This is a genomic window from Pseudoalteromonas sp. J2K-J599, assembly GCF_059295115.2.
Map to the genome: position 1 here is coordinate 3,143,572 of NZ_CM200271.1, position 19,596 is coordinate 3,163,167.

Annotated in this window: 17 protein-coding genes; 5 read left to right on the forward strand and 12 right to left on the reverse strand. The window is 40.4% G+C overall.

Annotation, left to right across the window (positions count from 1 at the left end):
• Positions 1 to 51: 51 nt before the first annotated feature.
• From AC5NT5_RS14140 to AC5NT5_RS14160, 5 genes are all read right to left on the reverse strand, one after another.
• A complete protein-coding gene (locus AC5NT5_RS14140; protein WP_024597680.1) occupies positions 52 to 1,269 on the reverse strand; it encodes an aspartate kinase in 1,218 nt (405 codons plus the stop codon).
• Between the two features lie 6 nt (positions 1,270 to 1,275).
• Positions 1,276 to 3,876 carry an alanine--tRNA ligase gene (gene alaS / locus AC5NT5_RS14145; protein ID WP_138489622.1) on the reverse strand — a complete coding sequence of 867 codons (2,601 nt, stop codon included), beginning with the start codon at positions 3,874 to 3,876 and terminating at the stop codon, positions 1,276 to 1,278.
• 19 nt (positions 3,877 to 3,895) lie between these two features.
• Entirely contained in the window at positions 3,896 to 4,348 is a 453-nt protein-coding gene (locus tag AC5NT5_RS14150; protein WP_494513927.1) for a regulatory protein RecX, read from the reverse strand.
• Positions 4,348 to 5,178 carry a BPSS1780 family membrane protein gene (locus AC5NT5_RS14155; protein ID WP_494513926.1) on the reverse strand — a complete coding sequence of 277 codons (831 nt, stop codon included), beginning with the start codon at positions 5,176 to 5,178 and terminating at the stop codon, positions 4,348 to 4,350. The genes AC5NT5_RS14150 and AC5NT5_RS14155 overlap by 1 nt, the downstream gene beginning before the upstream one ends.
• Positions 5,179 to 5,259: 81 nt before the next feature.
• Complete coding sequence (locus tag AC5NT5_RS14160; protein ID WP_007583803.1) at positions 5,260 to 5,883, reverse strand: GTP cyclohydrolase II; 624 nt, start codon at positions 5,881 to 5,883, stop codon at positions 5,260 to 5,262.
• Between the two features lie 249 nt (positions 5,884 to 6,132).
• Here AC5NT5_RS14160 and AC5NT5_RS14165 point away from each other — a divergent pair, with 249 nt between their 5' ends.
• Positions 6,133 to 7,248, forward strand: coding sequence for an energy transducer TonB (locus AC5NT5_RS14165; protein WP_494513925.1), 1,116 nt, complete (start codon positions 6,133 to 6,135; stop codon positions 7,246 to 7,248).
• Between the two features lie 131 nt (positions 7,249 to 7,379).
• Positions 7,380 to 8,753, forward strand: a complete 1,374-nt coding sequence (locus tag AC5NT5_RS14170; protein ID WP_024598303.1) for an IS4 family transposase — start codon at positions 7,380 to 7,382, stop codon at positions 8,751 to 8,753.
• A 56-nt stretch (positions 8,754 to 8,809) separates the two neighbouring features.
• Here AC5NT5_RS14170 and AC5NT5_RS14175 read toward each other — a convergent pair whose 3' ends face one another.
• The 3 genes from AC5NT5_RS14175 to AC5NT5_RS14185 form a co-directional block, all read right to left on the reverse strand.
• A complete protein-coding gene (locus AC5NT5_RS14175; protein WP_494513924.1) occupies positions 8,810 to 9,319 on the reverse strand; it encodes a hypothetical protein in 510 nt (169 codons plus the stop codon).
• A 99-nt stretch (positions 9,320 to 9,418) separates the two neighbouring features.
• Positions 9,419 to 9,868 (reverse strand): low molecular weight protein-tyrosine-phosphatase, encoded by a 450-nt coding sequence (locus AC5NT5_RS14180; RefSeq protein ID WP_182674006.1) that lies wholly within the window; start codon positions 9,866 to 9,868, stop codon positions 9,419 to 9,421.
• 34 nt (positions 9,869 to 9,902) lie between these two features.
• A complete protein-coding gene (locus AC5NT5_RS14185) occupies positions 9,903 to 10,409 on the reverse strand; it encodes a DUF3087 domain-containing protein (RefSeq protein WP_494513923.1) in 507 nt (168 codons plus the stop codon).
• A gap of 156 nt (positions 10,410 to 10,565) precedes the next feature.
• Between AC5NT5_RS14185 and AC5NT5_RS14190 the strand changes: the two genes are divergently transcribed.
• From AC5NT5_RS14190 to AC5NT5_RS14200, 3 genes are read left to right on the forward strand one after another with little or no spacing between them, the layout of a single operon-like run.
• Entirely contained in the window at positions 10,566 to 11,195 is a 630-nt protein-coding gene (locus AC5NT5_RS14190) for an energy transducer TonB (RefSeq protein ID WP_494513922.1), read from the forward strand.
• Positions 11,196 to 11,208: 13 nt separating this feature from the next.
• Entirely contained in the window at positions 11,209 to 11,817 is a 609-nt protein-coding gene (locus tag AC5NT5_RS14195) for a sigma-70 family RNA polymerase sigma factor (RefSeq protein ID WP_494513921.1), read from the forward strand.
• The gene (locus AC5NT5_RS14200; protein ID WP_494513920.1) at positions 11,804 to 12,427 is read left to right on the forward strand and encodes a hypothetical protein; all 624 of its coding nucleotides are present in this window, start codon (positions 11,804 to 11,806) and stop codon (positions 12,425 to 12,427) included. The genes AC5NT5_RS14195 and AC5NT5_RS14200 overlap by 14 nt, the downstream gene beginning before the upstream one ends.
• A gap of 406 nt (positions 12,428 to 12,833) precedes the next feature.
• Here the strand turns inward: AC5NT5_RS14200 and AC5NT5_RS14205 are convergent, their stop codons facing one another.
• The 4 genes from AC5NT5_RS14205 to pbp4b all read right to left on the reverse strand — a co-directional run bounded on the left by AC5NT5_RS14205 (position 12,834) and on the right by pbp4b (position 19,589).
• A complete protein-coding gene (locus tag AC5NT5_RS14205; protein ID WP_494513919.1) occupies positions 12,834 to 13,847 on the reverse strand; it encodes a hypothetical protein in 1,014 nt (337 codons plus the stop codon).
• Positions 13,848 to 14,395: 548 nt separating this feature from the next.
• Positions 14,396 to 16,138 carry a potassium/proton antiporter gene (locus AC5NT5_RS14210; RefSeq protein ID WP_494513918.1) on the reverse strand — a complete coding sequence of 581 codons (1,743 nt, stop codon included), beginning with the start codon at positions 16,136 to 16,138 and terminating at the stop codon, positions 14,396 to 14,398.
• 224 nt (positions 16,139 to 16,362) lie between these two features.
• Positions 16,363 to 17,739 (reverse strand): Na+/H+ antiporter NhaC family protein, encoded by a 1,377-nt coding sequence (locus AC5NT5_RS14215; protein ID WP_182195269.1) that lies wholly within the window; start codon positions 17,737 to 17,739, stop codon positions 16,363 to 16,365.
• Between the two features lie 191 nt (positions 17,740 to 17,930).
• The gene (gene pbp4b / locus AC5NT5_RS14220; RefSeq protein ID WP_494513917.1) at positions 17,931 to 19,589 is read right to left on the reverse strand and encodes a penicillin binding protein PBP4B; all 1,659 of its coding nucleotides are present in this window, start codon (positions 19,587 to 19,589) and stop codon (positions 17,931 to 17,933) included.
• Positions 19,590 to 19,596 lie beyond the last annotated feature (7 nt).

Here is a 19,596-nt window from a genome sequence, read left to right on the forward strand (position 1 = left end):
CTTAAACATACTAATGAAAATTAGACTGAAAAGTAAGTAAAAACTCGCAATCTATCCATTTTCTGTTAAAAATGCCTTGTGTAATGCACGAACAGCCAACTCTAAGTACTTTTCATCTATTAAAACTGAAATTTTAATCTCTGAAGTCGAGACTAAAACCACATTAATATTTTCCTGCGCTAATGCATCAAAAAATAAACTAGCGACACCAGAATGTGATTTCATACCCATGCCAACAGCAGAAACTTTAGCTACTGCTTGCAATCCGCTTATATTTTGAGCACTGAGCTGAGCTTGATCTTCACTCAATAATTCAAGTGCTTGCAGATAATCATTCGAGTGCACAGTAAAAGCATAGTCTATTTTTTCAAAGTTATGATTAACTTGATTAATCATATCTATTTCGATGCCATTTTCGGCAAAAAGTTTCAATATTTTTGAAAGATATTGCGTGCCCGTTGGCACACCTTGTACCTTAATTAAACATTCGTCACGATTAAACGCAATCCCCGATACAACCTTGCTTGGCATATCGTTCTCCTCAAAACTTATTAATGTACCTTCATCGGGATTAAAGCTCGAAAGCACCCTAAGTGGCACATTATGTTTTCCTGCGGCTTCTACTGAGCGAATATGCAAAACTTTCGCCCCTAAACTTGCCAGCTCTAGCATTTCGGCAAAGGTAACTTGGCTCATTCTGCGCGCGTTAGGTTCAACACGAGGATCTGTAGTATATACGCCGTCAACGTCTGTATAGATCTGGCATTCGTCAGCTTTTATAGCCGCTGCTATTTCTACAGCCGATGTATCGGTGCCGCCGCGCCCAAGCGTTGTAATATTGCCCTCAACATCACGCCCCTGAAACCCAGCAATAATAGCAATACGATTATGCTCAAGCTCATGCTTCAAACGCGTAGCAGCAACCTCTGCAATACGAGCTTTACCAAACATGTTATCGGTTAAAATATTGACTTGATCGGCTAATAGGCTCACAGCAGAGTGGCCACGTTTTATAATGGCCATAGCAAGTAGTGATACAGAAACCTGCTCTCCGGTGCTAATAAGTACATCTAGTTCACGGCTACTCGGGCGAGTATCAATTTGTTTGGCGAGATTAATTAAGCGGTTGGTTTCTCCCGACATAGCCGAGAGCACCACAACCACTTGATGTCCTTGTTGTCTGGTTTTTACAACAAGGTCGGCGACCGCTTCAATTCGCTCTATTGAGCCGACCGAAGTGCCACCGAATTTTTGAACAATAAGCGCCACTTAGGCTTAAGTACGCTCAGTTAACCAAGCTGTAACGCTATCTAGTGCAGCAGCAAGGTTTTGTGGCTCACTACCACCGGCTTGTGCCATATCTGGACGACCGCCACCTTTTCCACCTACTTGGCCTGCCATGTGGTTAACTAACTCACCGGCTTTTACTTTGCCTGTTAAGTCTTTAGTTACACCAGCAATTAGGCTTACTTTGTCGCCACTGGCAACACCGAGGGCAATAACACCTGAGCCAATTTTGTTTTTAAGGTCATCAACCATACCGCGCAGTGCTTTAGATTCAGTACCTTCAACATTTGCTACAAGTAGCTTAACGCCGTTAATTTCAACAATCGAATCAAGTAAAGATGCACCCGCTGCACTTGCTAACTTATCGTTAAGTTGCGCAATTTGCTTTTCAAGACCTTTAGACTTTTCAAGTAACGCGGTTACTTTTTCAAGTACCGATGCGCTATCGCCTTTAACTAAAGCAGCTACATCATGTAATTGTTGCTCTTGCTCGCTAACATAAGCAACTGCATCAGCACCAGTTACCGCTTCAATACGGCGAACGCCTGCTGCAATACCGCTTTCAGATACTATTTTGAATAAACCAATATCGCCTGCGCGCTCAACGTGAGTACCACCACAAAGCTCAATAGAGTAGTCGCCAATAGTAACTACACGCACTTCGTCATCATACTTTTCGCCAAACAACGCCATAGCACCTTTCGCTTTAGCATCATCAATAGCCATAAGCTCAGTATTAAGTGCAAAGTTACGACGAATTTCGTCATTAACTACACGCTCAATTTCACGTAGCTCATCTTTAGTAACCGCTTCAAAGTGCGAAAAGTCAAAACGTAAACGATCAGGCTGAACAAGTGAGCCTTTTTGGCCTACATGGTCGCCTAATAATTGGCGTAGTGCTTCGTGTAAAATGTGTGTAGCTGTGTGGTTTTTCTTAATGCTATCGCGGCGTGCATTATCAATAGTCGCATCCACTTTATCGTTAACACCAATGCGACCTTGCACAGTACCGTGGTGAGCAAAAGCATTACCAAGTTTAGTGGTATTAGTAACATTAAATTCGCCACCAGCAACTGTAATAGTACCCGTGTCGCCCGTTTGGCCGCCTGATTCAGCGTAAAACGGTGTGCGGTCTAATACTACAATACCTTGTTGACCATCTTCTAATAACTGAACAGCTTCGCCACCGGCAAAAATTTCTACCACTGTCGCGCTATGGTGTGTGCTGTCGTAGCCTTTAAACTCAGTAAGCTTTTCTGATTTTAATTGCTCGTTGTAATCAGCACCAAACTTACCCGCTTGTTGCGCTGTTTTACGTTGTACAGCCATGCATTCTTCAAAGCCTTGATGATCAATCGTCATCTGGCGCTCACGCGCAACATCGGCCGTTAAATCAGCTGGAAAACCATACGTGTCGTAAAGTTTAAATACTAAGTCGCCCGGTATAATATCGCCTTTAAGGTCACTTAAGCTTTCTTCTAAAATAGCTAAGCCACGTTCAAGTGTTTTACCAAACTGTTCTTCTTCAATGCGTAATACTTTTTCGATAATTTCTTGTTGCTTAGCAAGCTCTGGGTACGCTTGACCCATTTGCTCAATTAGCGCAGCAACTAATTTATAGAAAAACGAACCTTGTGCACCTAGCTTATTACCGTGGCGCACAGCACGACGAATAATACGACGTAGTACATAACCACGCCCTTCGTTAGATGGCATAACACCGTCTGAGATTAAAAACGCACACGAACGAATATGATCCGCCACTACGCGTAGTGACTTATCGTCCATATCTTGCGCGTTAGTTACACTTGCAGCTGCTGCAATTAAGCCTTGGAATAAATCGATTTCGTAGTTTGAGTGCACGCCCTGCAAAATTGCAGAAATACGCTCAAGGCCCATTCCCGTATCAACAGATTGCTTAGGTAGAGGCAACATTGTACCGTCGCTTTGACGGTTGTATTGCATAAATACAAGGTTCCAAATTTCGATGAAACGGTCGCCGTCTTCCTCTGGAGTGCCCGGAGGTCCACCCCAAATATGCTCACCATGGTCATAAAATATTTCAGAACACGGACCACATGGACCGGTATCGCCCATAGACCAAAAATTATCTGAAGTCGCAATACGAATAATACGATCTTCACTTAAGCCAATATCTTTTGACCAGTACTCAAACGCTTCTTCATCATCGTGATAAATAGTAACAAGCAGTTTTTCTTGAGGTAATTTAACAACCTCAGTTAAAAACTCCCACGCAAACTTAATCGCGTCTTGCTTAAAGTAATCGCCAAAGCTGAAGTTACCTAACATTTCAAAAAATGTATGGTGGCGAGCAGTGTAGCCTACGTTTTCTAAATCGTTATGCTTACCGCCAGCACGTACACAGCGCTGCGAACTTGTCGCACGTGTATAAGGGCGGCTTTCTGCGCCTAAAAATACATCTTTAAATTGCACCATGCCGGCATTATTAAATAACAACGTGGCATCGTTACCCGGTATAAGCGAGCTAGAAGGTACTATTTGATGTTGCTTGCTGGCAAAAAAGTCTAAAAACTGTTGCCTAATTTGTGCGGTAGTCATGTGCTGCATTTGAAAGTCTCACCTGTATTTACTGTGCTTGCATTGCAAAATTAATTTCATCGTAGCTAAAACCCCGATACATTAAGTAGCGCACGCGCTTAGCTTTATCTTTGTAATCGAGATCTGGCGGTGTATTCGAATATTTTTTATTGTACGCATCCTGCGCAAGCTCAAACCAATCTATTTCAAGCTCTTCAACTACCAATTCAAGTAGCGAACGATCAATCCCTTTGCCCATAGCTTCGCTTTGTATTCGCTTAAGCCCGTGGCATTTAAATATGTGTTTTCTTACAAAGCCTTCACAGTATCGCTGCTCGTTAATAAAATTGTGCTTTTCGCACCAATCAAGCAGCGTTTCAATAAACTCTTCTGTCGCTTCTTTTTGTTGTAATTTGAGCGTTAACTCACGACGCGAATATTCTTGGCGCCCTAGTAACCAAAGTACATAGTTTTTTAGTTTTTGCTTTAATTTATCATCCATTAAGCGTCAAAACGTCCGCTTGTTTCACTGCTAAGTGGCTTAACATTAATGTCGTCACTCGGTGGTACAACAGGCATAAAAATGGCTTGATAAGATACAAAAAAGCTAATGTAGCAAATCGGCATTAAAATCAACAGTGGTAAGAACGATAAGAACATCGAAAGCGCCATAAATAAAATACAAATAACCCCATACACGCTAAGGGGTAAAATATTATAGTAAAACACCATAAGCGATTTTTTAAGCGCCGTTAAAATACTTTGTTCATTATTGAAATATACCAAAGGCCCAGCGTAAGCAAATGAAGCTAAGTAAGCGAATAGAGCAGTCAAAAATAAAATCATATTAATTACCGGAATACTACTCAAAATACTTTGAAATAATTGAGTGATTTGAGGCATAGTTATGTTCGGATCACTCAATATAACAGCTGTATTCGGATCATTGATAACAGCTGCGGCCTGGAGAAATAACACTTTAGCTAAAAACTCCAACAAAAGTGCAATACTCATTTGAATTAATGCTAAGCGAAATAAACCTATTCTATTTCCTGTACTTGAAAATGCTTTGAAAATATCAAAGAGGATAATTTTTCCACCTTGCTGTTTTGTTAATGCGGCTCGATAAAACCCGATTGTTAAAAACAAAATTGGCAATAAAGCAAGTACTTGTAATTTTTGAGGTAACACTATTGCAAAAAATAAGTTAGATATACCTATAAATAAAAACATCGCGATAAAGGTTGCTGGCTGGGTTTTAAAAATAAGCCATCCGGCTTTTAACCACTTTAGCCCTGCATCGGCTTTAAAAATTCGTAATTGTGTAGACATACTTGCTCTTAATTTAAAACGAAACACGCCAAGTATAACTTGGCGTGAGGGGGGATTAATAGACGAAACGTAATTAAATGATTAAGGTTTTTTAATTTTCTTAATATCTAACATATGCGCGCCATGCTTAATTTTTGTTTCTAGGTACGATTTATTACCCGCAACACCCGCTTTAATGTGTGCATGCGTGCCCACAACCGAGTCAACATTAATACCGGCATCTTTTAATGCATTAAGCTTTTTAGGATTATTAGTCATTAATTTAACGTGACTTAAATTAAGCGCATTGAGCATTAATACCGCATCCGAAAAGTCACGTAAATCATCAGCAAAGCCTAAATGATTATTAGCTTCGTAGGTGTTCATACCTTGCGATTGCAATACGTAAGCGTCTATTTTGTTGTATAAACCAATGCCACGGCCTTCTTGGCGTAAATACAATAAAATACCGCCTTGCTCGTGCATCATTTCAATACATTCATTTAGCTGCTCACCACAATCACAACGCGATGAGTAAAATACATCGCCCGTTAGGCATTCTGAATGCATACGAATTAGCGGTACATCTTGCTCTGTATCGGCGTTGTTAAACACCATCGCAATATGTTCTTTACCATCTTTTAAATCAGTAAATGAGATTATTTCTGCAGGGATATCACTATTTCTGCCAACATTAAGCTGGACTCTTGCTCTTACTTGCGCCACGACAAATCCAAATATTTAAATAACTACGACACGACAATAAAGTGATAGTATCACAAAATAGGATAAATACACCGTAGTACAAGACTGTTTATGGCAAATATATGGCGACGACAGGCGTTATTTTCAATGATTGTTAAGCAATAAATTAATACAAATAACCGCCAATATTATTTACGTTGATTTACCTTAATCAGTGACACCTGCAGGCACGTTTGGTATTTTGTATTTTAAACAACGATAGGGATTATTATGAAACGTCAGCAACTCGCTTTATTTATAGGTTTAAGTTTGTCTGCTTTAAGCGCAACAACTTTAAGCACTACAGCATTCGCCAGCCAAGCAAGCGATCCTCAAACGGTATTTAACCAAGCATACCAAAGCTATTTAGCAGCAGTTAAAGCAGACGAAAACGTACAACAAGCTGCCAAACTTGCTTACACATCAGGTAAAGCTGTTTATGGTGAAAGCTCAGATAACACCGCTAACTTAGCTATTAACTACGCTAAAGCTATTAAAGGCTACGGCGGTGAGCTAAACGAACAACGTTTTGCACTTTATGATGAAGCCCATACTATTTTAGCGGCTAATCACGGAAAACAATCAATAGAAACAGTTGATGCACTGCTCGGAAAAGCTAACCACACAACATCAGCTTACAAAGCAGCTAACTTTTTAGAACAAGTAATAGGTATAGCTAAAACACAAAATAACCCTAAGTTTGTAGCCGACATGAAACTTGAAGCTGCAACGCTACTGGCTAAAAAGTTTAGTTCTAAAAAATATCGTGAGGCTAAAAACTACCTAGAAGAAGCCGACGAATACTACCAAGAAAACTTACCTGAAAACTCACTAGAGCGCATAAAAGCCGATTTTTTAATGGCCTCATTCGCAGAGGGTCGTAAAAGATACAACCAAGCGATTGAAAGGCTAAACCGTATAGTTACTGTATTCGATAGTAACTTAAACTTTGATCACAGTGCAGAGCTAACAGCTCATTCAAAGCTTGTAGGCCTGTACGAAAAACAAGGTAAAAGCGAAGAAGCAACTAAACATTGCCTAGCTATCGCTCAAATGGTGCCATGGAAAGAATCGCAAGAGCAAACGCCGCTTTACCGTGTTAATCCTAAATACCCAGTTAACAAAGCCAGATTTAGTACCGATGGTAGCGTTGTTATGGAGTTTGAGGTAGACGCAGCTGGCTTTGTAAAAAACCCAAAAGTACTTAGCTCTGAAGGCGGCAGCGCATTTGAAAAATCAGCCAAAGCAGCGCTTGAGCAATGGCGTTACGCGCCAAAGTTTGAAAATGGCAAACCTGTTAGCGCTATTTCTCAGGTACAACTCGACTTTAAAATTAACCGCCACTAAAAGCGGCTCATTAAAAAGGCGCTTTTAGCTGTCTCTTATACACAAATCCCTGCTAAGAAATTAGCGGGGATTTTTTTGAACTAAATCTCAATGTCATGATCAGATCTTCAAATCTTGTTTGAGGGCACATTATGATTAACGAACATACTCATTGGGCAAAACAACAATTCGGTAAATCGGACTTAGGTGATCCAAGAAGAACAGCGCGTCTGGTAAAGTTAGCATCAACGCTTGCAAATGAACCAGGAAAACCACTTGTGAACATCACTCAATCCCCCGCCGATATGGAAGGTGCCTACCGCTTTATTCGCAACGAGAATATTGACGCAACGGCTATAGCAGAGTCAGGCTTTAAAGCCACGGTTGAACAAGCAAAAAGTCATAACTTATTGCTCGCATTAGAAGACACGACCACACTAATTTATAAGCATTCCTCCATTCGAGATGATTTGGGTCATGTCGGACGAGGAGCAAAACAACGAGGCTTGTTAGCTCATAGCGTATTACTGTTTGCGCCAGACACAAAGCAAGTTGTGGGATTAATTGAACAGTCTCGCTGGAGTCGTGATATCAACACGATTGGAAAAAGAGAAAAACACGCGACGACTTCTTACGAAGAAAAAGAAAGTTACAAGTGGGAGTCAGCGTCACGAGCGATGGCAGAGCGGCTGCAAGGACAAATGGCGAACGTGATATCGGTGTGTGACCGCGAAGCGGACATCTACGAATACTTGCAGTATAAACTGACCGAGCAGCAACGATTCGTCGTACGCTCGATGCAAAGTCGTCATATTGAAGAAGGTGAGGATAAGCTCTATGCGTTTGCAAGCGAGCTGATGAGTGCAGGCACCAAACACATCCACATTGCACAAAAAGGAGGAAGAAAAGCCCGAAGCGCAACACTGGATATCACCTATGCGCCAGTGACACTCAAAGCGCCTTACAATAAGAAAGGACACTCCCTCCCAGTTTACTATGTCGGCTGTACAGAGCGAGGAAACGCTAAGAACGGCTTAAGCTGGCACCTATTAACCAGTGAACCAGTCACCAGCAAAGAAGACGCCTTAGCTATCATCACCTACTATGAGCACCGTTGGCTTGTAGAGGAATACCATAAAGTCTGGAAAAGTGATGGTACGGATATCGAAAGTTTACGTCTTCAAAGCCAAGATAACATGGAAAGATTGGTGACGATTAATGGCTTTATTGCGACGCGAATATTGCAACTAAAGTTCACCAATGAGCAGCCTGATTCTCCAAGTTGTGAACAACTGTTATCTCCCAAAGCATGGAAGTTATTGTGGTTAAAGAGAATAAAAACACCATTGCCTGAAACTGCTCCAAATATGTCATGGGCGTATCAGGAACTGGCAAAGTTAGGAGGCTGGAAAGATACCAAACGCACAGGGCGTGCATCTGTGAAAGTGTTATGGAAAGGATGGCTTAAGTTACAAGCCATCCTGGAAGGCTACGATTTAGCAAAATCTCTTGAGTCAGACTTGTGATCAAGAGACAGCTTTTAGCGCCTTTTTTAATACCAACTAATACAAATCCTATGTAGTTAAAATTCATAACTTACGCTAATACCGCCATCGGCTCTTTTTTCATTGCTATCGCTTGCTTTACCGTAGCCCACATCTAGCTCTAATCTAAAACCAGCGCTGTTCAATCCATTAAAGTTGTAGCTGTACGTAAGCCCTATGCCGTTTGTTGTTTCTTCATCAAAAATACCGCCAATTACACAACCTAGCGTATTAGCAAAGTCAGTTGCTACATCATTAGTTGAACTTTCACACTCTTGGTCTGTATCTCTTGCACCAATAGCGCCCACAAGTACGCCAAAAGCATGTTTTTTATTATCGCTAACTGCTTGTTCAAAACCGACTGAAAATCCATCATCAAGGCCTAGTTTATAATTTGCATACCAGCGTTGTGTGTCGTCGTTAGCCGACAAAGACACCTCAGGAATAACTAAGTAAGGATAGCCACCCCCAATCGAAAAACTAACATCGTTAGCAAAAGTAGAACAAGAAGCGATAGATAAAGTGAGTAGTAATATTTTTATTTTCATAAAGTTCCCTTTGAGTAAGTATAAAATGTACTTACTTTAGGAACACCATGCAATACGACTAAAAGCTCGTTAAATTTAGCTTTAGTAATAAAATAGGGATTAAATTTTAGCGAGTATTTTATCGCTAGCCGCTTCTATTAAATCGAGCACATTTTCAAAGCCATCATCGCCGCCGTAATAGGGATCGGGAATAGCGCTTTGGGCTTGCTCGCCATATTCTAAAAACAGCGCTAATTTGTACTGTAGATGCTCAGGGCACTGGGCTTTTAAATCAGCTAAGTTTTGCGTATCGGCCGCTAAAATTAAATCAAACTCAGTAAAGTCGCTTGTACGCACTTTACGTGAATAAATACCTTTAAAGCTGTAACCGCGCTTCTTCCCGGCTGCCATTGAGCGACTATCAGGCGCTTTACCTTCGTGATAACCAATAGTGCCCGCCGAATCAACTTTAACGTTAACACCTAGCTTTTTAGCGCGGGCTTTTAATACCGCCTCTGCGGTTGGCGAGCGGCAAATATTACCTAAACACACTATGAGTACTTTTTTCATTAAGGCTCCTCTAACTAATTTAAAAACCTAAGCTTTAAAACTGTTTTAAAATGCTTTCATCGTAATCTTCAACATTAAGCGTTACGTTATGTTGCGCTGCAACAGATTCAAGCTCAGCTTGTTTAATGGCTAAATCGTCCATGGTGATTAGGTTATCGTCTAGCTGCCACAATAACCGAGAGCCCGCGTAGCTATAATGAATCGCCAATAACGCATCGGCATTACCTTCACGGCCAGCGGCTTTTAACTTAGCCATTTTACGGGTTATTTTATTAAGTGCTTTTTTAAGCTCCCACACATAAACAACTTCAGTCATAAAGCTATGTGTACGGTATTTATTAAGTAACCACCCAAGCCCAACGCTTGTAATAGCAACGCCTATTAAGTTCCAATGAAAGTGGCTACCACTTTCATCAGGAAATAAAGCAATCAGCGTTTGCGATATAGCCAAGCTGCCTACAGCCAAACCAATACCGCATCCAGCAATAACACGGTTTAAATGTTTACGGTAACGCGCTTTATTTATTTCAATGAGTTGCATAACAGCCTAAAAAGTTAATAAGTAAAAGAATGCGAATGGCTATTGTAACTAAACCCCACATTTTTTATAAAATTATTTCACCCCTTTTTGATTTGCCACCCGTTATAGCTTTGAAAACACTCTAATAGTAGTGGTCAATAAAATTTGGAGCGGCTTATGCACACACTTGAAGCACCTAACAACCCAGTATTTATAAAAACATCGAGCGCCGTTATTGGCGGCGCCGCAATGACCTTTGCAGCTTTTGCGTTTATGCAATATTTAATAAGTGGCGAGCAACGCGCACCGGTTAAACCAGGGGGCGATATTATAGTAGAGATTTTTCAGGCACCTGAGGATTCAAAAGTCAGGCATATACAAAAAATACAGCCGCCACCGCCAATGCCTAAAGTGCCGCAAAAAGCTCCACCGCTTGATGCATCAGCCGATCCTGTGTTGGCAATTAGCGACCTTACGCCAGTTACAATTGACGATTTTGGTGGCAACATTAACAATACCATTAATCGCCCTACAGGGGATGCAACACCCATAGTGCGCATAAACCCTAAATACCCAACTACAGCCGCGCGCGATGGTATTGAAGGTTGGGTACAACTAAGCTTTAGTATTTCGCCAACGGGGGAAGTAATCGACCCAGTAGTTATTAACGCCGAGCCAAAACGTACCTTTGACCGCGAAGCAATAAGAGCCATTAAACGCTGGAAATATCGCCCCAAAGTAATTGAAGGTGTGGCACAATTACAAACAGGTCAAACCGTACAGCTCGATTTTAAATTACAACAATAAAAGCGATGAGCCTATGCTACTAAGTATTAAGTCATGGTTATTTGAAACGCCAAGCAAGGACTGCTTGGCAAGTTACGCAAAAAGTGGCGACAATCGTTACTTAGAGCAGCTTATTGCCCTCTACAGTAACGACTTATACCACTACCTTGTTACGCAATCTAATACGCATTTAGCATACGACGTAAGCCAACAAACATGGCTAAAAGTAATCGAAAAACGCCACCTTTACCAAGCGCAAACCATACCCAAAGCATGGTTGTTTAAACTTGCCCGCAACACACTTATTGACGAATACCGCAGGCAACAGCACTTTGTAGAGCTTGACGAAAACACGCATTTAGCAGCACAAAATGATAAAAGCGAAAGCGATTTAAATAGTGGTGACTTAACTAGTGGAGACCCGCATATAGGCAGCTCAAACATTAGTTATGACGCGTTCGACGCCGCGCTAAAACAACTCAGCTTTGTACAACGCGAAGCCATAACATTACAACAAGAAGGCTTTTCGCTCACCGACATAGAACTTATAACGCAAAGCAGCCTCGAGACCATTAAAACAAGGCTGCGCTATGCCAAGCAAAACCTTAAACGTTTATTAGGAGCAAACAATGAACAAGCCTGATGAGCCGTTTGATCAAAAGCTCACACAACATTACAAAGAGCGAAAAGCGCGCACTACACTTACAAGCGATCAGCAAAAAGCGCTAGTTAAAAAGGCCACGCACACAAAGCCTAAAAAGTTCGGCTTTACGCTGCAGCTAACCAGCCTTGCCTGCGCTCTGAGTGTATTTGCTTTTATTGTGTTTGATAATAACAACAGCATAAATACCACGCCTAAAACCGTACATAACACCGCACTTAACACTATAGACATTCACGACTATTCAATTATTAAAACACACGAAATAAACCAAGCTGGTAGCTACGCAAGCTCCATAAACGAGCAAAAACACGCACTCGACAGCCAATTAGCTAACGATTTACGCCGCCACCAACAGCGCCACATAGAATACGGCACTCTAGTGAAGGTAGATAACGACTGGTACATAGCCAGCTGTAATGATGAAGTACTCGTGCAAATTAAGCATTCACTGTTGAGTGATTTAAAAGGGAAGCATGCAGTGGAAAGTGGTCTAAATACGGGTGATATGCTGGCTATGGCACATAATGGTAAAGGGCAGATTATTGCGCTTAAACATGCGGGTGCTGGGATTAGGCAGTGTGGGGCTTAGGTATAATAAACCTTATTTATTTGAGCCTATTTTTATCCCGAAGTATGACAAGAGCCTAGAGGATTAGAGATTTAATACTACTTCAGTAACTATCACGATAATAATAGCTACCATAAAGTATTGTTAAATAAATAATACAGTACATGAATGGCCTATAGTTTAGCTGCAGCTTTCTTTAGGTATTGGGTTTATACTTTAAAAATTACAGCTGTAAGTAATTTAGATTGTATCGCTTCTTTAAAATTAAAAAGCATAAGAATTAACCACTTGGATATGCTTAACATACATGATACTAACAATTAACTGTGGCTTTATTTAATTAAAAATTAAGTAATAAAACGAAAAAGCAGCATTGTGCTGCTTTTTATTGATGAACTAAAAGTCTTCAGTCGCTAAGAGAACCATATTATCCCCCTTTTTTTGATATAGTGAGTATAAACGCCTCACCAGGTAAAAGTAAATCATTTAGATCACATAGAGTCCAACCGACTCTCCCCTCTGGTAATGTTTCCTCCTTAAAGTCTTGAATAGAGGATCCTAAAAAGCTTGAAAAAAGTAACTTGTAACCATCAGTTATTTTAGCTTCAATTCTGTACCCTTTTACATACCTACTTATATAAGATGAGAAAGAAGGGTCGTCAGCCAAAAATTGCTCGTAGGTCATTACTCTTTTATAACGTACGACTTTCCTACCTTCAGAGTTAAATACTAGTTCTTTTAAAGGATATTTTAAAGTATATGCATTCGAATTATTTGGATCTTTTTTAACCAAGTCTCCTATATTTAAATAATTGCCATTTAATTGGAGTTCACCAGGCTTTAATTCACCACTATCTTCGACAGAAAAATTCTGAATTAGTTCTGGGTTTTCTTTATTTGGTGTAATAACAAGTGCACAAGTAATCGTTTGTTTGATAGTAACTAAACCAGTATTTACATTTACATCAAATTCAAAAAAACATTCAACGCCTTCAAAATGATAATCTCGTTCATCAGTTAAAAATTGCTGCTTAATTTTCTCACTTGCCTTTGAATTCTCAAAAGGTAGCGCTTTACTTAAAATAGAACGAGTTATATCTTCCCATTTCAGCATAAGTTGAGTGTCATTCTTATAATTTTCGGGGTTGAATAGTACATTTACAATATCTTTTTCTAATAGTTTTGTATAATCTTCATCAGCAAAGATATAGCCGACAACAGCAGCGGCAATTAATGCCGTACCAGAAGCTAGTAGTATATTACTTAATAAATCAAAGAGCTTGCCACTAAAATAACCATCTAAGTAAACTGCTAAAGTTGTTAAAAGAATACCCAAGGTTAATACTTTTATTATTCTTTTTGACCAAACCCCACAAATCACTTCCCAAAGCCCAGCCCAACCGTAACTTTTCCTTTTAGATGGAACATCAAGTTGACCCATAATAATTTACCAATCCATAAACTAAATTTTATCATTAAGTTTCTAGAATAACCCAACTGACTGAGATAATAAACAAAGCTTGTTTGGCAATAAGATAAATAGATAATTAAAAGCTTCTATATTAGCGATAACAGCAAACTAAACGCCTGTATAAGCGTTTTTATATTTCATTTAACTTTTCGGGCTAACGCCCGACGGGCCAGCCTGAATTCGGTGAAAACTTTATATAGCGATCATTATCGCTGGGACATAGAATAAAACAATGGCACAGTTAACGTTAATAAATAATAGCAAAACCCCATATAAGCTGTGTAAATATGCGAAAGTTTATTCATATATGTTTTGATGTAATAAAAAACTAAGACGCGTTTAAGCTTCAAGAAGATGAATACGACCTTGTAGTTTAGAATGAGATTGTATCAACAAAAACACTACACATGCTCAGCTTTCGATGTGCTCATTTCATTAATGATACGTTGGGTTTCGCGCCACCCAACCTACGTACGCTATAAACGTGAGCCTAGCGCTAAACAAATCACTATTAATTATTACTGCTTTAAAAGTCGTTTTTCTGGATTATTTAAGTACTTTAAGCCAATGGTAACTATGCGTGTATGTACCATTGTTATAACGCGTATTTGCACATTACCAATAACAACAATAGCGCCTTTACTAACTTCTCCTGAAAGCTTTTGGTTAATCACTTCCTCCAAGCTTATCTCTTCTGGGGCGTCTATTTGCATGTGATAAGAGTAAAATATATCCCCTACCAACGTTACCCCTTTCACTTTAAGTTCGTTGTGCGCTAAGTGGCTATCTTGATGGTTTGTTTTATCGGTTGCTGTAAAAACTAAATCAACAAAAGGTCTGTTATCTGGTTTTAAAACAACAAATAAGTGGTCATTTGCTTTTAACTTAGTTGAACCTCGTGGCGGTATGATTGACGGACCCCGCGTGATCATAGCAACAACCACACTTTCAGGAAGTGCGGCATGTGACAAGCTGCGCCCAGAAACCCGAGAAACGTCACTTAAGGTGTATTCTACAATTTCTATATCAATATCGTTTAGGGCTGTGATTTCGAGTGTTGCAGCGGCTAGGTCGGGCGGCGGCTCTACTAAATTTAGTTTTTTAGCCATCCAAGGCATTGTTGAACCCTGTAACGTTGCTGAAATTAATACCACGAAAAAAACAACATTAAAAATAAGCTCAGCCCCTGAAAGGCCAAATAGTAATGGGAATATAGCTAAAATAATGGGTACTGAGCCCCTAAGACCAACCCAAGATACAAACAGGGTTTCGCGATTATTAAAGCCAAACAGTTTTAAAATAGGCGCTACCGCTAATGGGCGTGCAACAAAAATAAGTGCCAGTGCAATAAGCAATCCTTCTAGCCATACATCAACCAACGATGACGGGTTAATAAGGAGTCCTAATACAACAAACATGGTTATTTGCCCAAGCCATGCTAAGCCGTCATGAAACAGAAAAATACCGCGTTTATATACAAACTTACTGTTACCTAAAATCACGCCTGTTATAAATACAGCTAAAAATCCACTGCCGCCGAGCGTTGCAGAAAGGCCAAAAGAAAGCAGTCCAAATGCAGTTACCATCACTAAATACAAACCCGATGCATTTAGTTTAATTCGATTAATAAACCAAACCGATACCTTACCAATTAAAAGACCACAAATAGCGCCAACACCCATTTGTTGAGCAAATAACTGTAGTAAATCCAGCCCTATTGGCATGTCGTTAACGAGCATTTCGAGCAATCCAACCGTTAAGAAAATAGCCATTGGATCGTTCGATGCACTTTCTATTTCAAGGGTAGATTTAAGCTTTTTATTTAAGTGAATACCCGCACTTCGTAAAAGCGCAAACACTGCTGCGGCATCTGTAGAGCCAACAATGGCACCCAGTAAAACACCTTGTAATATGGGCAGGTCTAAAATATAAGTGGCCACAAGGCCTGTAATTACAGCGGTAAATAACACCCCGATGGTTGCTAAAGCAGACGCGGGTTTCCACACTTGTTTAATTGAACTGGTGGGCGTTTGTAAGCCACCATCAAATAGAATAATAGCAAGCGCTAGAGTACCCAGAGCATGTGCGGCCTCTGCGTTGTCGAATGATATACCTGCAATACCATCTTCACCTGCGAGCATACCTACAAGTAAAAATAGCACCAGCACCGGTAAGCCAACGCGTGCAGATAACTTGCTCGAGATCACCCCAAGTAAAATTAAAATGGCACTAACGAGAATGATATTATCGATTACAAACATAGTGTGGGTTTACAGCCTTATATGAGTTAAAAAGTAAGAATTTATAGCTACCAAAAAGCTTAAAGCTCATGCTATACAATAACCTAAAAAATATAAATACGGGTACTTAACTATATTTAAATAGTTTATTTAATAGCTTGAGCGTCTATTACTAGCCTCGGTCTTAATTTAAAAACAAAAAAGCCTGCAATAAGCAGGCTTTTGACTATTTAAACTGTCGTATTTTATAAAACAATAATACTTGTTATTAAGTACGCCAAAAACGTAAGGCCGCCACCAAATAAGGCATATGGTAGCTGCGTTTTAACGTGGGTGAGTAAGTCACACCCCGATGCAATAGCCGATACAGCGCTGGTGTCGGATATAGGCGAGCAATGATCGCCAAATATACCACCACCCAAAATAGCACCTACCACAAGCGACGGTGGTAAACCTAGCGCTTGAATAAGTGGCACACCAATTGGGATTAATATAGCAAACGTGCCCCACGATGTACCCGTAGTAAACGACATAACTGCGCCGGTTAAAAACAGCACCGGTACGATTAAGTAAATAGGTAGGTAGTCGCCAACAAGCGACGCTACAAATACACCAGTACCCAACTCTTTTAAGCTTGCGCCAAGTGTAAGCGAAAGCAGTACAATGGCGACTAATGGCATTAATTCGCCCATACCTTTAAAACCGGTATCAACTAATTGATGATGGGTAAATTTACGTGAGCCAATCATTAAAAAGTAAGCGACAACAATGGCTAAAACCGTTGCATATAATACTGATTTAGAGCCGCTGCCCTCGGCTAATACACCATTACCGGTGTAGTACATAAAGCCAACCATGCTGGTAATAAGCGTAATAAGCGGGATTAACATGTAACGCGCTCTAGAGCCTTTTACTTCTTCTTTTAAGTCAGTTGTTTGAAGCTCTAGTTTTTCTTCGGCTTCTTTCATTGGGCCATGCACTTTATCAAACGCGATGGTATAAAAAACAATGGCAAGGGTAATTATGGCGTAAAAGTTATACCCTACGCTGCCCCATAACACTGATACAGCCGACTCACCTAGCTCATAGTTACCTAACAAACCAAGTACAAATGCGCCCCAGCCGTTAAGTAGTATTAAAATACACACTGGCGCACTGGTGCTGTCAATAATGTACGCTAGGCGCGCTCGGCTCATTTTAAATTTGTCGAATAAGCCACGCGATAAAATACCTGAGGTAAGTACGCTCAAGTTAGATTCTATAAACACCGCAATGCCGGTAAACATGGTTAAAAAGCCCACTTGGCGCTTACTTTTTGCAATACCTTTGTTCATTAACATATTAACAGTTGCTGCAACGCCGCCAGATTCGCGAATGTAGGCAAGCAAGGCACCTATTAAAATACTAAATATTAATATGCGTGTATTACCTGGCGAGCTGGCAACCGAAATAATACGTTCAATGGTATTTAAAAAAGTGTCAAACAAGCTATTACCTTCGCCCTGAAAGGCGAGTAAAAACTCAGAAGAAGCAACAGCAACAAGTAGCGCCATAATCACTTCTTTTCGCCAAAACACGATAGCAATCGCAATTAGCGGCGGTAAAATAGAATACCAATGCATAAAAAGTTAACCTTAATTATTAGCGAGCCACTCTCGCTTTGTACGCGTTTTATCGCTTATTTGTTAAGCCTAGCAGCATAAACTGGCTTAGATTTGTAAACCGCTTAGCTTAATGGATTGCCTTACTCAAGTCACCTGTAAATAAATCACTTAGAGTAATGCTGTTAGTACGTTTTAACCTATACGATAGCTTATTGATTTAGTAGTGCTTCATAAATAAGCGACACAACCGATCCGTACTGTGCGGTTTCAAATTGTTTGCCTGTGAATTCGTAACGTTTTAGCGAGCCTTTAATGGCACTATGGCGAGCATTGGTAAGTAAAACAATAGCTAAGTCGTAAGCGGGATCAATTACGGTCACGGTCCCCGTCCAACCTGTGTGACCATAAGCTTGTGCGCTTGCATAAGGGCCAAAGTGCCAGCGCCTTGCTTGATTATTACCAGCAAGCCTAAAGCCAAGCCCGTAGGTCTCGTCGCTTGATTGCGGCGTTAAAAATTGCGCTAAGGCGCTTGCACTAAATAATTGTTGGTCGCCGTAGCCACCATTATTTAGTAATAGCTGGCAAAGCACCGCTAAGTCGTGAGAGTTACTAAATAATCCTGCATGCCCTGCTACGCCATCAAGTGAGTAGTAAGCGCGCTCATCATGCACTTGGCCTTGTAAAACACTGGTGCGAACATTATCAAACTTAATGCGCCCGTCTCGTGTGTTGCCGCTAAGCTCAGTGGCTGCAAATTGCTGCGGCTTAAAGCCTTTTTTAAGTGGATTAAATAACGTGTTAGTTAATTTTAGTGGTGCGTACACTTGCTGCTCTAGATATTCGTCAAGGGGCTGCCCAGTTATGCGCTCAATGAGTACGCCTAAAATCATGTAATCAATATCTGAGTAAACATGCTGCCCAGATGATTTACTACTAAAAGGGACGCTGGTAAGTAATAGCTGTTTGGTGGTTTTACTGTTTTGCGAATAAAACGCGTCGCCGTAGCTGCCATCTTTACGATGAAAGTCAAATACTGGCGGGTATCCGGCGCTGTGTGTGAGTAAGTCTTTTACTGTGCGCTTTGCTCGCCCTTCACCTTTATATTCGCTTAGGTAGCTTTGTACGGATTTATTAATATTTAATAACCCTTCGCTTACTAATTTCATAAGTGCAAAGTTTGTGGCAAATATTTTGGTGTTTGAGGCAAGATCAAACAAGGTATTAGTTTGCATGGGCTCTGGGCGAAGTAGCATTAAATCACTTTGCTGATATTGCTTTGCATCGCCATAGGCGGTTAACTTTATTAGCTCACCGTTTTTAACAACGGCCAATACAGCCCCAGGAAAACCTGCTTTTACATCGCGTTCAATTAATGTGTCTACTTCATTGAAATCTATATGCTTTTTTGGTTCATCGCTTAAAGTAGGAAATGCAAAACGCAGCGTTAAACTTGCGCCAGCAGGGAGAATATTTTCAACTTTAAAGGTATTAACACCGTTGTGAGTATTTTTTGCCAAACTGTAATTGTATAAGGTGTTGGCGCTTAGTTGGTTAACGTTGAGCTTTTTATTATTAATGTAAATATCGGCGCTTTGTGCGTTGTGGTTTTGTATTAATAATTGCCCGCGCCCTTTGTAAGCTTTAAACGTTCCTCGGTTATTTACATAAAACCGGCTACTTGGATTTACCTCAGGAAACGTTACAACCACTTGTGCATTAGGCAGCTCTACAAGCTGGCTTTTTGTAAGTGGTAGCACCGAGCTAATAGGCTCAGGTGGTGTACTACAACCCACAATAATAAAGCTCAATGCCACTATAAATGCTTGTTTGATATAACCATACCTTTGATTTTTTAAAGCAATAAACATGCTTAGC